We start from the raw sequence: 213 nt of genomic DNA, 5'->3' as shown, positions 1-213 counted from the left end.
GACGCCCTCGCCGACCGGCTCGACGTGATGCTGCGCGAGCAGCGGTACGCGGCGGAACGCCACGCGAGGCTGCGCCGCCTGCTGTCGGCGCCCGCTTCCGCCGAGGAGGCCGACGCGCTCCGCGTCGACCTCGCCTGGGCCCACGACGACCACACCCGTGCCACGGCCCGCTGCGTCGAACTCCGCACCCGCCTCGCCGCCCTGAACCGTCGG

1 pseudogene is annotated in these 213 nt (G+C 77.0%); it reads left to right on the top strand.

Going from position 1 to position 213, the window contains the following annotated elements:
- Positions 1–213, top strand: a pseudogene (locus GT045_RS18600) (hypothetical protein); the annotation flags it as partial.

It is taken from the genome of Streptomyces sp. SID486, from assembly GCF_009865385.1.
GTDB lineage: Bacteria > Actinomycetota > Actinomycetes > Streptomycetales > Streptomycetaceae > Streptomyces.
This window is presented reverse-complemented; position numbering and strand designations above follow the sequence as displayed.